A 12,756-nucleotide genomic window follows, 5' to 3' on the forward strand; every position below is an offset into this window, starting at 1 on the left:
CGCACGGCTGGGCTTAGCGTCCGTCATCGTTTTTGCCAATCCGTTAAGATTGCAATGAACCTTTTCGTCGGAGTGCCATGTTTCCTGCAAGATCGATCCCGCGCCGTTTGCGTCCCCTGCCCCGCCTGCTCGCAGGCCTTGGCGCGCTGGTATTTGCCACGGCATTGCATGCCCAGGGGATCGACTACCAGGTGCGGATTGACGCCCCGCGCCAGATCGAAAACATGCTCGAGGAAAACCTCGACCTGATGCGCTGGCGCGGCAATCCGCGCGTGGATATGGAACAGCTGCAGCGCCTGGTCAAGGAAGCGCCGGAACAGGCCAAGACCTTCATCGCCACCGAAGGCTATTACTCGCCCAAGATTTCCGCCGGCCTCGACACCAGCGGCCCGCGCCCGGTGGCGCGCGTCATCGTCGATCCGGGCCCGGCCACCGTGGTCGGCGACGTCGACCTGGTGCTGCAGGGCTTCGCGCCCATCGACAAGGGCAGCGCGCCCTTCGACGCCGGCGCCCTGCGCCAGCGCTGGCAGCTGCCGGTAGGAAGCCGCTTCCGCCAGGCCGACTGGGAAGCGGCCAAGCGCGAGCTGCTGCGCGAAGTGGCGCAGACGCGCTTTCCGCGCGCACGCCTGGTCGAGACCAGCGCCACCGTCGATCCGGAAGAGCAGCGCGCCCTGCTGCACGTCGTCATCGACAGCGGCCCGGAGATGCGCTTCGGCGAGCTCCGCATCCGCGGCCTGAAGCGCTATCCGCGCGAAGTCATCACCAACCTGAACAAGATCAATCCGGGCGACGAATACAGCGAGGCGGCGCTGCAGGCCCTGCAGTCGCGCCTGCAGGACACCGGCTACTTCAGCAGCGTGGAAGTGAGCGCCGACCTGCGCGCCGTGCTCAATGCCGAGATCCAGGACCTGAAGGACGGCGACAACGACACCGACGGCAACCCGGCCACGCCGGAGCCGCCCACCGGCCCCACGGTGCTGCCGGTGCTGGTGCGCGTCACCGAGAACCTGCGCAAGAACGTCGAGGTCGGCCTCGGCTTCTCGACCGACACCGGCGCCCGCGCCCAGGCCAGCTACGACGACCTGAACGTTCTCGGCAAGCGCATGAAGTCCGACCTGATCTACGAACAGAAGCGCCAGACCGCGCGCGTCGACTTCTTCTGGCCGACCACGCCCAAGGGCTACAACGACAGCGTCGGCGCCGGCGTCGAGCGCAACGACGTGCGCGGCGAGATCACCACGCTGGCGACCATCGCGGCGCGGCGCCAGTGGGGCACGCCGCTGCTGGAACGCAGCCTGACGCTGGAAGCCCTGGTCGAAAAGCGCGAAGTGCCGCCGAAGGAGCCGACCACCACGCGCAGCGTGCCGCTCACCTACAGCATCACCAAGCGCCAGCTCGACAGCCTGATCCAGCCGACCAACGGCTACGTGCTGCAGGGCCAGCTGGGTGGCGCCCTGCTGCCGATCCTGACCGACGAAAAATTCCTGCGCCTGTACACGCGCGCCCAGATGTTCAAGCCGCTGGGCGAGGCCGGCACCCTGGTGCTACGCGGCGAGTTCGGCGCGGTGGCGGCCAAGGAAAAGCTGGGCGTGCCCTCCACCTTCCTGTTCCGCGCCGGCGGCGACCAGTCGGTGCGCGGCTACGGCTACCGCGAACTGGGCGTGCGCGAGAACGGCGCCATCGTCGGCGGCAAATACCTCATTACCGCCAGCGCCGAATACCAGTACTACTTCCGTCCGCCCTGGGGCGTGGCCGTGTTCTACGACGCCGGCAACGCCGCCGACAAGGTGGGCGACCTGAAACCGAAATCCGGCTTCGGCGTCGGCGCGCGCTGGCGCAGCCCGGTCGGCCCGATTAACGTCGACCTGGCCTACGGCCACGCCGTCAAGAAAGCGCGCCTGCACTTCTCCCTGGGATTCACCTTCTGATGGACACGAACGACACTTCCCCGGACAAGACCCCGGACCCGGCGCCTGCGCACAAGGCGCGGCGCTGGCCGCGCCGCGTCGCCATCGGCCTGGTCGCAACCGGCGTGATCGTCGGCGGCACGCTCTGGTACCTGGGCCGCGAAACCACGCTGCAGATGATCGCCCAGCGCGTGGCCGCCTCCACCGGCGGCAAACTCACGCTCACCGGCGTCTCCGGTTCGCTGTACGGCACGATGCACATCGAGCGCATCGTCTGGCGCACCGACGAGCAGCTCATGATCGCCAACAAGATCGACCTGCGCTGGTCGCCGGCGCAGATCGTTTCGCGCGGCATCCTGGTGAACAGCCTGCACGCGGCCAGCCTGCGCATGGAGACGCTGAAGGAAACCGAGGAACGCTCGCCGATGCCAACCACGCTGGCGCCGCCTTTCCCAGTCTCGATCGACGACGCGCGCCTGAACCAGGCGGTGTTCGTGAGCAAGGGCGCGGAAACGCGTATTGACAACATCCGCCTGCGCCTGGAGGGCAGCAAACAGCGCTGGCAGGTACACGACGCCGCTGCCGTGACGCCCTGGGGCGATGTAGCGGCAAACGGCAGCATCGGCGCCCAGCGCCCGTTCAAGCTGGATGCCACTGCCAGCCTGACCCAGTCGCAGGCGAAAGCCGGCGCGCGCGCGGCACAGCTGCGCCTGAAAGTGGGCGGCGATCTGGAAACCACCCTTGTCGACGCCACCGGCCAGGCCGGCCGCGCCGTGGGCGACGCCCACTTCGCGCTCTCGCCCTATGCCGAGATCCCGCTGCGCGAGATGCGCATCAATGGCCGCAACGTCGACCCGGGCTTCTTCAATCCTTCCCTGCCGACCGCCGACCTGACTTTCGCCATCGCCGGCAAGCTGGACCCGAATCGCAACATCAGCGGCAGCGTCAACATCACCAACGACGGCCCGGAAGGCACGATCGACCAGCAGCGCCTGCCCCTGCGCAACATGCGCGGGCAACTGGGCGGCAACCTGAATGCGCTGCAGGTGTCCGACGTGCTGATGGACTTCGGCGCCGCCGGCCGCTTCACCGGCACCGGGGGCGTCCAGCGTGGAAAAGATGAGGAAGGACTGGGTACTGCACGCTTCACGCTGCACACCGACCGCTTCGACCTGAAGGGCATCCACGGCAGCATGAAGCCGATTGCGATCCGCGGCGACATCCAGGTGACCAATGCCGGCGAGGTCCAGACCCTGCAGGCCAACCTGGCCGACAAGGCGCTGCGCCTGGCCGCGCTGGCGACGCTGGAGAAGAACGTCGTCACGGTGCGCGAAGCGCGCCTGTCAAGCGGCGGCAGCCGTGTCGACGTCACCGGCAACATGAACCTACTGGAAGACAAAGCCTTCAAGGCCAGCGCCACGGCAAGCCGCTTCAACCCGGCCGACTTCGGCGACTTCCCGGAAGCCGACATCAATGCCAATGTCAACGTCGCCGGCGCCCTGGCGCCAGCCTGGCGCGTGGACGCCGACTTTGCCGTGCGCCGCAGCCGGCTGATGAACCAGGCGCTGTCGGGCGAAGGCAAGCTGCACGCCGACGCCAAGCGCATCAGTGGCATCGACGCCGACCTGGCGCTGGGCCAGAACACGGTGGCCCTGAACGGCGCCTTCGGCGGCGCGGGCGACAAGCTGCAGTGGCGCCTGGATGGACGCCAGCTGTCGGCCGTGCGCAGCGACCTGTATGGCGCCGTCACGGCCAACGGCGTCGCCACCGGCACCATGGCCGCGCCCCGCACCACCTTCGAAGTCAACGCCAACAACCTCGGCTGGGTCGCGGCCCAGCGCAAGAATGCCAACGGCAGCCTGCGCGCGAGCGGCGAAGCCTGGCTGGCCGGCAGCGACAATGCGCGCTTCGTGGAAGCGAAAGTCAGCGGCACCGCCCAGCGCTTCAACCCGGCCGCCTTCGGCTCGCCCCTGGCCGGCTCGATCAACGGCGCCTTCGACGCCAGCGGCCGCAGCGGCGCCGACTGGCGTGGTGCGCTCGACCTGCGGGTGCAGGAATCGACCCTGTCGAATTCCCCGCTGTGGGGCCATGCGAAGCTGACGGCCGACCGCCGCCACGTGTCGAACGCCGACGTCGACCTGCACGTGGGCGCCAACGTGGTCGCCGCCAAGGGCAGCTTCGGCGCAGGCAACGACCAGCTGGGCTGGCGCATCGACGCGCCGCAGCTGGCCGCCCTCGGCCCTGATTTTGCCGGCGTGCTGCGCGGCCAGGGCACCCTGTCCGGCACCATGGACACGCCTTCGCTCACGGCGGCGCTGGAAGGCCAGAACCTGCGCCTGCTCGGCACCCACAGCATCCGCTCGCTGCGCGCGAACGCCAACCTCGGTTCGGGACGCGGCGCGCGCGATGCGCTGGCGAGCGATATTCAGATTACCGAATACGTCAGTGGCGAGACTCGCGTCGCCTCGGCCAGCCTCAAAACCGAAGGTACCCGCGGCGCCCACACCCTGCGCGCGGCCGCAGTCGGCGAGGCCTTCGACGCCAACGTCGAAGTGCGCGGCGGCTGGACCGGCGACACCTGGAGCGGCACGCTGGCTGCCCTGCAGAACCGCGGCCGCTACGCGATGGCGCTGCAAGCCCCGGTCCCGCTACGCATCAGCGGCGCCAAGGGCAGCGGCGTGATGGGCTTGGCCAAGCCGGAAACCCTGGCCTTCAACGGCGCCGTGATCCGCCTGCCGGCCGGCAGCATCACCGTCGATTCTCTCGTCAAGAACGGCTCGCGCTGGAACAGCCGCGGCCACGCGGACAACGTGCCGCTCACTTACCTGGCGCAGTTCTCGCCGGCGATCCGCGACAACGCGCGCGGCGACCTGACCCTGGGCGCGCAATGGGCGCTCGACCTGCGAACGGCGATGGCCACCGGCGGCGCCCCGGCGCTGGACGGCATGGTCCACGTGTTCCGCGAAAAAGGCGACGTCATCGCCGGCAGCGACCAGCCAGTCCCGCTCGGCCTGCGTACCCTGGATGCGCGCGCCAATGTGCAGGGCGGCGCGCTGCGCGTGGCCGTGAACCTGGACGGCACCCGTACCGGCAGCGCAAAACTGGACGGCAGCGCCCAGCTGCTGCAGGGGCGTCTCGACCGCGACAGCCCGATGCGCATGCGCCTGGACGCCAACATGGGCTCGATCGCCTGGCTGGCATCCTTCGCCGGGCAGTCGGGCCTGGAGCTGGACGGCGCGCTGCGCCTGGCGGTCCAGGGTTCCGGCACCATCGGCAACCCGCGCCTGGACGGCAGCGTGCAGGGCGACCGGCTGGCGGTGCGCTGGCCCGAACAGGGCGTGCGCCTGCAGAACGGCGAGCTGCGCGCCGGCCTGGCCGGCGACCAGCTGCAGCTGCAGCGCCTGTACTTCCAGGGACGCCAGGGCAGCGCGTCCGCCGAAGGCTCGCTGCGCTTTTCCAGCGGCCTGGCCGCGGCCGACCTGCGCCTGACCCTCGATAAACTGGAAGCCCTGTCGCGCCCCGACCGCACCGTGGTCCTGAGCGGCAAGGCCTCGCTGGTGCGCGATGCCGAGCGTTTTGCGCTGGAAGGCAATGTGCGCGCCGACCGCGCCCTGATCGAATTCGCGCCCCAGGGCCGCCCGACCATGTCGGACGACGTGATCGTGCTGGGCCAGGGCGGCGCCAAGCCGGTCCCGTCGAACAAGAAGGAAGAACTGCCGCTTACCGTCGACCTGCGCGCCGACCTGGGCGAAGAGTTCCGCCTGCGCGGCCTCGGCATCGACGCCACGCTGGCCGGCAACGTCCGCGTGCGCAAGGTCGGCGCAGGCGCGCCGCGCGTGAACGGCACCATCCGCGCGGTCGAAGGCAACTACGCTGCCTATGGCCAGAAGCTGGCGATCGAACGCGCCGTCATCACCTTCAGCGGCCCCTACGACAACCCGGCGCTCGACGTGCTTGCGGTGCGCCGCCGGCCAGAGGGCGAGCAGCTGTCCGAGACCAATGTCGAAGCGGGCGTGCAGGTGCGCGGCACGGCGCAGTCGCCGCAGGCGCGGCTGGTGTCGACCCCGAACGTGCCGGACAGCGAAAAGCTGTCCTGGCTGGTGCTGGGTCACGGCATGGAAGGCACGAGCGGCAACGAGAAGGACGTGCTGGCGGCGGCTGCCGGCGCCCTGTTAGGGGGTAAGGGCGGCACCGGCGGCATCACCCAGAAGCTGGCCACCTCGCTCGGCGTGGATGAACTCGGCCTGAAGCAGGCCAACGGCACCGCCACCGGCCTGGAAAGCACGGTAGTCACGGTCGGCAAGCGCATCTCCTCGCGCGCCTACCTCAGCTTCGAGCAGGGCGCGACCACGGCCTCGAGCCTGGTGCGCCTGCGCTACAAGTGGAGCCCGAAGATCACGCTGCAGTTCCAGACCGGCACCAACACCGCGCTGGACGTGCTGTACTCCTGGGCGTTTGACTGATTAAGTTCCGCTGATCTTTTCCAGAAAAAGATTAGCGGGATTAATGCAGGATGCTCGGCTTCGGATCGGGCACCGGGTCTTCGTCGCCGGCAGGCGTATGGGTGTGGCCGGGCTGGTGGTGCGGATGCGGCGTATTGAAGGGCTCGGGCGCCGGTTCCTCGATCGGGGCCGGGTCCGGTGCACGGTGCGCTTTCATCGGAATATGCGCAGGAAACACTGCATTCATGGCGTAAATCTCCTCATTAAAAGCGGAGTGGACACCATACCAGAATGCCCTCGGCGCCGCCGTTCGCTGCCGCTCCCGTGCCAGGCGGCTACAATGGCGGGCCAGAACCAATTCATTGCACCATGGAAGACCTTTCGATCACCACCCTCGCCCTGCTCGTCCTGACCCCATTGCTGGTCTGGCGTGTCTACAACCGCATCAAGGCGCGCATGGTGCGCCAGCGTTCGATCGTCTCGCGCCACTACACGGGCGTGCTGGTGTTCGGCGCGATGATCCTGGTGCCGCTGGTGCAGCTGTTCGACAGGCCGGTCAACATGGCTGCCCTGCTGGCCGGCGCCGCCTTCGGCACCGGCTGGAGCATGTGGGCGCTCAAACACACCCGTTTCGAAGATACCGAGCAGGGTTACTTCTTCACGCCGCCGGCGCGGCTGGGCATCCTGATGGCGATGATCCTGGTGGCGCGCATCCTCTACCTGGGTGTGGAAATCTATGCCAACCAGGGCAAGGGCATCCCGGTGCCGCGCCTGACCGACGAACCGCTAACCATGCTGTGCGTGGGGCTGACGTCGGGCTACTTCGCATGGTATTCGATGGCACTGCTGCAGTGGCGCCGCAAGCTGCGCAAGGCGATCGACCTCGAGTGACTCAGCCTCGTGAATCCGGCTTCCCCATCAGCGAGGCCACTATCCTGCGCGGGGAGCTTTACTGGATCGCTCCGGACGAAGACCGGGGTTCGGTGCCTCCGATCGCCCATCCCTATGTTGTCGTCCAGGACGATCTTTTCAACGCGTCGCGCATCGACACCGTGGTGGTCTGTGGAATCAGCTCCAACCTGAAACGCATCGCGGAACCGGGCACGGTCCTGCTTGACGAGCATGAAGGTGGTCTGAGCCGGCGCAGCATCGTGCTGGCCTCGCAGATATCCTGCGTCGGCAAAGCACGACTGGGGCAGCGCATCGGGATCCTGAGCCAGCAACGCGTCGAACAGATCCTGGCCGCCCTCAGGTTCGTCAACCGGGTACAGCAGGCGCGCCAATAAAAAGGGGCCAACATATGGCCCCTTTCTGTTTTACGCGGCCTTCGCCTCGTCCTTCCTCCGCTGCAGCACGAAGATCGGCTGCGCCCATTGCACATCCTTTTTCTTCTTGCTGGTGATGAGCGTCAGCTCCGACGGGTCGTACACGTCCGTGTTGTGCGTCAGCGGCGTCGTCATCAGGTACTGGGCGTCGGTGTTCTTCAGGAACTCGCCGACCAGCTGGATGTTGCGGATGTCCAGGTGGGCAAACGGTTCGTCGATGAACACGAAGCCGCCCGAGCCTTCTTCGGACTTCAGCAGACCGATGAGCAGCACCAGCGACTTCATCACCTGCTGGCCGCCCGAAGCTTCACCGTCGTTCATGCCGATCTGGTCCTTGCCGTCGAACTTGAAGCGCACGTGCAGGCCGGCCTGGGCCAGCTGGACGTCGTCGTTCTCCAGGCGCACCGGGTCGGCCTGCACGTCAATGCCGGCCAGCTCGCCCAGCTCCTTGATGTTCTTCGAGTAGGTCTTGATGGTGTAGCGCAGGCGCTCGATGTAGGCCCCGCGCGCGTTGGCCGTGGCCTCGATCGCGCGGTTGTTCTGGTAGCGGCGCTCTTCGGTTTCGTTCTGGCGGCCGGACAGCTGGTCGCTCAGGCGTGCGTACTGGTCGATCACGGTGCTGTCCTGTTCCCAGTCGTCGCGCGCCAGTGCGTGCTCGAGCGTCGACAGGCGCAGGTTGACCTGGTGCGCGTTCTGGTGCTTGGACACGATGGCGCCGCGCCAGCCCGCATTCTTCCAGTTCGTCGGCACGTGGCGCCAGCCCTTGCGCAAGGCCAGCAGGGCCTGCGCGTGCTCGCTGCGCTGCTCGATGGTGCGGCGGTTGTTCAGGCGCATGCCCGCTTCCGCTTCCGACAGCGCCATGCGCGCATTCTGCCACACGGTATCAGCGCGAGTGCGCGCCACCGTGGCGTTCTTGGTCAGCATCGACAGCTCGCCGAGGCGCGCCCCCACTTCCAGGCGCTCGGCGCGCAGCGGCTGCAGCGCGCGTGCGGCTTCCTCGAACTCGGCCTGGCGCGCAGCCAGTTCCTTGGCGGCGTCGACGCCGGCGATGCGGCCCTTGAGCGCGCCCACTTCAGCCGCGAGCTTGCTGATCGCGAGCGTCAGCGCGTCTTCCTGCGCTTCCAAGCCAGGGAGCGACTTCTGGATCGCTTCCAGGCGCTGGGTCTTGCCGGCCGAGCCGAAGCGGTAGCGCGAGGGCTCGACGAAGAGCGAGCGGCCGCCGCGGCGTTCGCGGTGGTAGGCGTCCGGCGTGATCCATTCGTCGGAATCCGCCTTGAAGCCGGCGTCCACCGATTCCACGCGCTCGATGCGCTCGAGCTGGTCGATCAGCCAGCCCGGCGCCTTGCTCGAAAAACGAACCACTGACAGCAGGCTGCTGTCCTTGACCACCGGCGCCTCGACGCAGTCGGGCACGATGAAGTGGCGGTAGCGCTCTTTCTCGGCCAGGCGGTAGGCCGCCGGGGCATCCTTGGCTTTCTCCAGCAGCACGACCGAGGCGTAGCCGCCGAGGACACCCTCGACCGCGCCCTGCCATTTCGGGTCCGTCACTTCGACGATGTCCGACAGCATGGCGTGGGCGATGCCCTCGTCGCGCAGGGCGCGGCGCATCTGGCGCTGCGCTTCCGGCTCCGGCATCGCGCTCTTGCCCTGCAGCGCCGAGATGGTGGCCAGCTCGCCCGCGATCTTCGCGGCGATGTTGTCGCGCGCGGCCTTCTGCTTGGCCAGTTCCGCTTCTTTTTCGTTGAGCTGGTTGGCCACCTCGGCCAGGTCGGCGCCGGCGTCTGCCGACAGCTTCTGCAGGCGTTCCTTCTGCTCGGCCAGGCTCTCCAGCGGCTTCAGTTTCTGGTTGATCGCTGTCAGGCGGCTGGCCAGCTCGGTCGCTTCCTGCTCCAGCTGGGTTTCCTGCTTCTGCGCTTCGGTCAGGGCGCGCTGCTGGGCGGCCAGCTGCTGGCGCTTCTCGGCCAGGATCGAATCGGCCTGCAACAGCGGCTTGCGCGCTTCCTTGAGGTTGCGGCTAGTGAATGCGGCCTTTTCGCGCGCCTCGTGGTACTCGAGCGCCGGCAGCACGTCTTCCTGCAGCTCGCGCTTTTCCTTGTGCAGGTCTTCCCACTGGTGGTAGTTGGCCACGCGCAGGCGCAGGCCTTCCAGGTTGATGCGCGAGGTTTCCAGTTCCGCCTCGAAGCGCTTCAGTTCCGTCTCGGTGTCGCGCTGGTGGCGCTTGGCTTCGTCGTAGGCGTCCAGCACTTCCTTGTCGCCGAAGACCTGGAACACCAGGTCGAGCAGCTGGCGCGGCGCGTACTCGCACAGCTTGTCGGTCTCGCCCTGCTCCAGCGCCAGCACCTTCGACATCGCCGGCGACAGGCCGGCCGAGGCCAGGCGCTTCTTGTAGTTCTCGACGCCGAGCCAGTCGGTGGCTTCGGTGACTTCCTCGATCTCGACGTTCCCCGGTCGCATCAGGTACTGGCGCTTCCAGTCGCCGCCGTTCTTCTGCACCTGGCAGAACAGGGTCACTTCGTCGTCGGCGAAGAAGCCCGAATGGCGGAACGGCCGGTTCGACAGCTGCTTGCCGACCGGTTTGTTGTCGACCACGGCGCGCAGCCAGGCGCTCTGCTGGCCCGAGTGGCGCGCATAGTGCTTGTAGGTGCGGCCCATCGAGCAGTCCAGGCCGAACAGGGTGCGCAGCGCGTCGAGCAGCGTGGTCTTGCCGGAGCCGTTCTGGCCGGCGATCGTGATGATCTTGGCGTCCAGCGGGATGTTCTTGATCCGCTGCCAGTAATCCCAGTGGACCAGTTCGAGTGATTTGATGTGGAACATGGGCTTGCCTTAATTCGGGGTTTCTTCGTCGGGCGCGTCTGCAGCTGCTTCGGCTACTTCAGCGACCGCGTCATTCGCCGCGTCGCTATCGGTAACAGTGCGGCGCGGTGCAGCCGCCAGCGGCGCGCGCTTGAACACCTCGGCCAGCGCGCCGTTGATGATGCGTTCCTTCAGCAGGTCGGTGTCCATCATCAGGTCCAGCAGCGGGCCTTCCAGGATCACGTCGCCGCGGCGCTCGATGAAGCCGAGCTTCGACAGCACGCCCAGGTTCATGTCCATGCGGGTCTTCTTGCCCAGCTTGTCGCCGAAGTCGGACAGCAGCGCGGTGTACGAGATGCCGATCGAGGTGTCCTCGGCGCGCGGGATCGGCGCATCCTTGTCGAACATGTCGGTCTGGTCGTCGTCCACCGTGACGTGGGTCTCCTGGCGCTCGCGCTTGGGCAGGATGATCTGCGCCCACAGCACCACCAGCAGGGCCACGCCGTCGCGGGTCAGGCCGAAGTTATTATTCTGCCAGATGTCCTTGGCGCCGAAGATCTTCGGCTCGACATTGCGGTGCAGGGCGATCGTCACGTGGTCGGCGTACACATTGTCGAGCAGCTTCAGGCCGGATTCCAGCAGGCGCTTGTCGACTTCGATGCGGAAGGCTTCGTCCGACAGCGCGCGCTTGACCATCTTGTCGTCGCGGCGCAGGGTCTGGTGCGTCAGCAGGCGCGCGATCAGGATTTGTGCGTCGTCATTCATCGGAAGGGCTTTCAGTATTCAGTGAGAGAGTGGCGATCGACATCGCCGCCACTTCGGGGTCGTCGAGCTGGATCATGGTGTCCGTCGGCTCGAACTTCACCGGCAGGCGCGCCAGCTCGGCGGTCGCGCCCTGCAGGCTGGCCTCGGCCGCGTCGCCCAGCAGCGGCAGCAGCGAGGCGCGATAGGACGCGACGGCGAAGCTGGCCGGCAGCAGCGACTCGTGCAGCGCCACCTTCTTCGGGCCGCTCTCCGAGAATTCCGGGAAGTTGCCGAGGTTGGCGAAGTCGGCCAGCTTGGTGATCCAGTCGTTCAGCTCGACCATCATGGCCGGATTGTCGTTCACCGTCAGCGGCGCATCCTGGCCGCTCGGCAGGCCTTTCGGGCCAGTCGAGGTCACGCGCTCGAGCAGCAGTTCGGTCTCGGCCACGTCGATCATCTCGGCCGGGGTGGCGAACAGCGGCACCACCGGGCGGTCGATCGCGTCCGCGGCCAGGCTGGCCAGGTCTTCATGGGCCAGCAGCCAGCGCTTGACGTCGGTGGTCGACAGGCCGGACTGGCCCAGGTGCACGCGCTGGCGCTCGATCTGGTTCAGCGCGCGCGAGAACATGCCCTGCATGTTCAGCAGCGCGCTCTGGGCGCGGCCGATCGCCTGCGCCGCCCTGTGCGTGGCCGAATCGGCGTTCGGATCCTGCAGGATGGCGCGCAGGATCACGGAGCCCTTCTCGACCCAGTCGCAGGCCATGTGCCACTTGGCCTGCGAGGTGCGCAGGCGGAATTCGGAACCCGAGGCGATCGCATCGCGGAACTCCTCGGTCAGCTCGACCAGGCGGCCCAGCAGGTGGCGCAGCTGCTCCACCGTGACGCCGCCCACGGCCTGGGCGCCGGCCACCTGCGACAGCAGGAAGCCCATCTCGGCATCGTTTTCTTCTTCCGGCTTGGCCAGGGCGATCAGGGTGTCGAGGGCGGACAGCACGTTGCGCGCCAGCGGCGTGATGCGGTAGACGGCGCCCGGGCCGTCCCAGGCCAGCAGGCCATGGCCGCGCAGGCGGTTCAGCACCGTTTCCAGGCTTTCCGCCGTCAGGTAGGCCAGCTTGTTATTGATATCGGCGCGCGAGAAGCTTGACGTGCCAGTGTCGCTGGCCAGCTCGCGCAGCACCAGCAGGCGCACCAGCACGCCGTCCTGGCTCCCGTGGAACAGGGCCGTAAAGGCCGACAGCATGGGCTGGGCGCGCTTGAGGTGGTAAACCTGCTCGATCTCGTCAGGCGACACGCCATTCTGGAAGTGCGCCTGCAGCGGATCGTCTTCCAGGGGAATCGAAAGGGAGTCGTCGGCGAGCGCCGCGCCGGCAAGGTGGTCGATCATATAAGTACCGTTCTCTGGCGCGGACAGGCTCAACCGGTCCGCGGGGGCGCCAGTATAACAGTTTAGGATCGGCAATTAGCAGATCGAAAGACCCGCTCATTGCAGGAAAGACACACCAAAACATTGTCTTGATAACAAGACAATGTTACTGAAACAAGGCG

At 67.3% G+C, this 12,756-nt stretch carries 8 protein-coding genes; 4 read left to right on the forward strand and 4 right to left on the reverse strand.

Annotated elements, in window-relative coordinates:
• Positions 1 to 77 precede the first annotated feature (77 nt).
• The gene (locus tag LK542_RS19100; protein ID WP_227813169.1) at positions 78 to 1,928 is read left to right on the forward strand and encodes an autotransporter assembly complex family protein; all 1,851 of its coding nucleotides are present in this window, start codon (positions 78 to 80) and stop codon (positions 1,926 to 1,928) included.
• On the forward strand, positions 1,928 to 6,370 hold the full coding sequence (locus LK542_RS19105; RefSeq protein ID WP_227813170.1) for a translocation/assembly module TamB domain-containing protein: 4,443 nt from the start codon (positions 1,928 to 1,930) through the stop codon (positions 6,368 to 6,370). Before LK542_RS19100 ends, LK542_RS19105 begins: the two co-directional genes overlap by 1 nt.
• Positions 6,371 to 6,410: 40 nt before the next feature.
• Here LK542_RS19105 and LK542_RS19110 read toward each other — a convergent pair whose 3' ends face one another.
• Positions 6,411 to 6,566: a hypothetical protein gene (locus LK542_RS19110; protein ID WP_227813171.1), complete on the reverse strand. Its 156-nt coding sequence runs from the start codon at positions 6,564 to 6,566 to the stop codon at positions 6,411 to 6,413.
• Positions 6,567 to 6,718: 152 nt separating this feature from the next.
• Between LK542_RS19110 and LK542_RS19115 the strand changes: the two genes are divergently transcribed.
• Both LK542_RS19115 and LK542_RS19120 read left to right on the forward strand, forming a co-directional pair.
• The gene (locus LK542_RS19115) at positions 6,719 to 7,240 is read left to right on the forward strand and encodes a hypothetical protein (protein WP_227813172.1); all 522 of its coding nucleotides are present in this window, start codon (positions 6,719 to 6,721) and stop codon (positions 7,238 to 7,240) included.
• Entirely contained in the window at positions 7,237 to 7,635 is a 399-nt protein-coding gene (locus LK542_RS19120; protein ID WP_227813173.1) for a type II toxin-antitoxin system PemK/MazF family toxin, read from the forward strand. Before LK542_RS19115 ends, LK542_RS19120 begins: the two co-directional genes overlap by 4 nt.
• A gap of 30 nt (positions 7,636 to 7,665) precedes the next feature.
• On the opposite strand, the gene LK542_RS19125 is transcribed toward LK542_RS19120, so the two are convergent.
• Genes LK542_RS19125 through LK542_RS19135 form a run of 3 tightly spaced genes read right to left on the reverse strand, consistent with a single transcriptional unit; the run spans position 7,666 to position 12,595 of the window.
• Positions 7,666 to 10,488: an ATP-binding protein gene (locus LK542_RS19125; RefSeq protein WP_227813174.1), complete on the reverse strand. Its 2,823-nt coding sequence runs from the start codon at positions 10,486 to 10,488 to the stop codon at positions 7,666 to 7,668.
• Positions 10,489 to 10,497: 9 nt separating this feature from the next.
• Positions 10,498 to 11,232: a hypothetical protein gene (locus tag LK542_RS19130; RefSeq protein ID WP_227813175.1), complete on the reverse strand. Its 735-nt coding sequence runs from the start codon at positions 11,230 to 11,232 to the stop codon at positions 10,498 to 10,500.
• Complete coding sequence (locus LK542_RS19135) at positions 11,225 to 12,595, reverse strand: hypothetical protein (protein WP_227813176.1); 1,371 nt, start codon at positions 12,593 to 12,595, stop codon at positions 11,225 to 11,227. The genes LK542_RS19130 and LK542_RS19135 overlap by 8 nt, the downstream gene beginning before the upstream one ends.
• Positions 12,596 to 12,756 lie beyond the last annotated feature (161 nt).

This window comes from Massilia sp. IC2-477 (assembly GCF_020707265.1).
Classification (GTDB): domain Bacteria; phylum Pseudomonadota; class Gammaproteobacteria; order Burkholderiales; family Burkholderiaceae_D; genus Telluria.

Excerpts from the sequence above, each read along its gene's own strand:
- LK542_RS19100 (WP_227813169.1), top strand. The coding sequence starts at position 78 with ATGTTTCCTGCAAGATCGATCCCGCGCCGTTTGCGTCCCCTGCCCCGC.
- LK542_RS19105 (WP_227813170.1), top strand. The coding sequence starts at position 1,928 with ATGGACACGAACGACACTTCCCCGGACAAGACCCCGGACCCGGCGCCT.
- LK542_RS19110 (WP_227813171.1), bottom strand. The coding sequence starts at position 6,566 with ATGAAAGCGCACCGTGCACCGGACCCGGCCCCGATCGAGGAACCGGCG.
- LK542_RS19115 (WP_227813172.1), top strand. The coding sequence starts at position 6,719 with ATGGAAGACCTTTCGATCACCACCCTCGCCCTGCTCGTCCTGACCCCA.
- LK542_RS19125 (WP_227813174.1), bottom strand. The coding sequence starts at position 10,488 with ATGTTCCACATCAAATCACTCGAACTGGTCCACTGGGATTACTGGCAG.
- LK542_RS19130 (WP_227813175.1), bottom strand. The coding sequence starts at position 11,232 with ATGAATGACGACGCACAAATCCTGATCGCGCGCCTGCTGACGCACCAG.
- LK542_RS19135 (WP_227813176.1), bottom strand. The coding sequence starts at position 12,595 with ATGATCGACCACCTTGCCGGCGCGGCGCTCGCCGACGACTCCCTTTCG.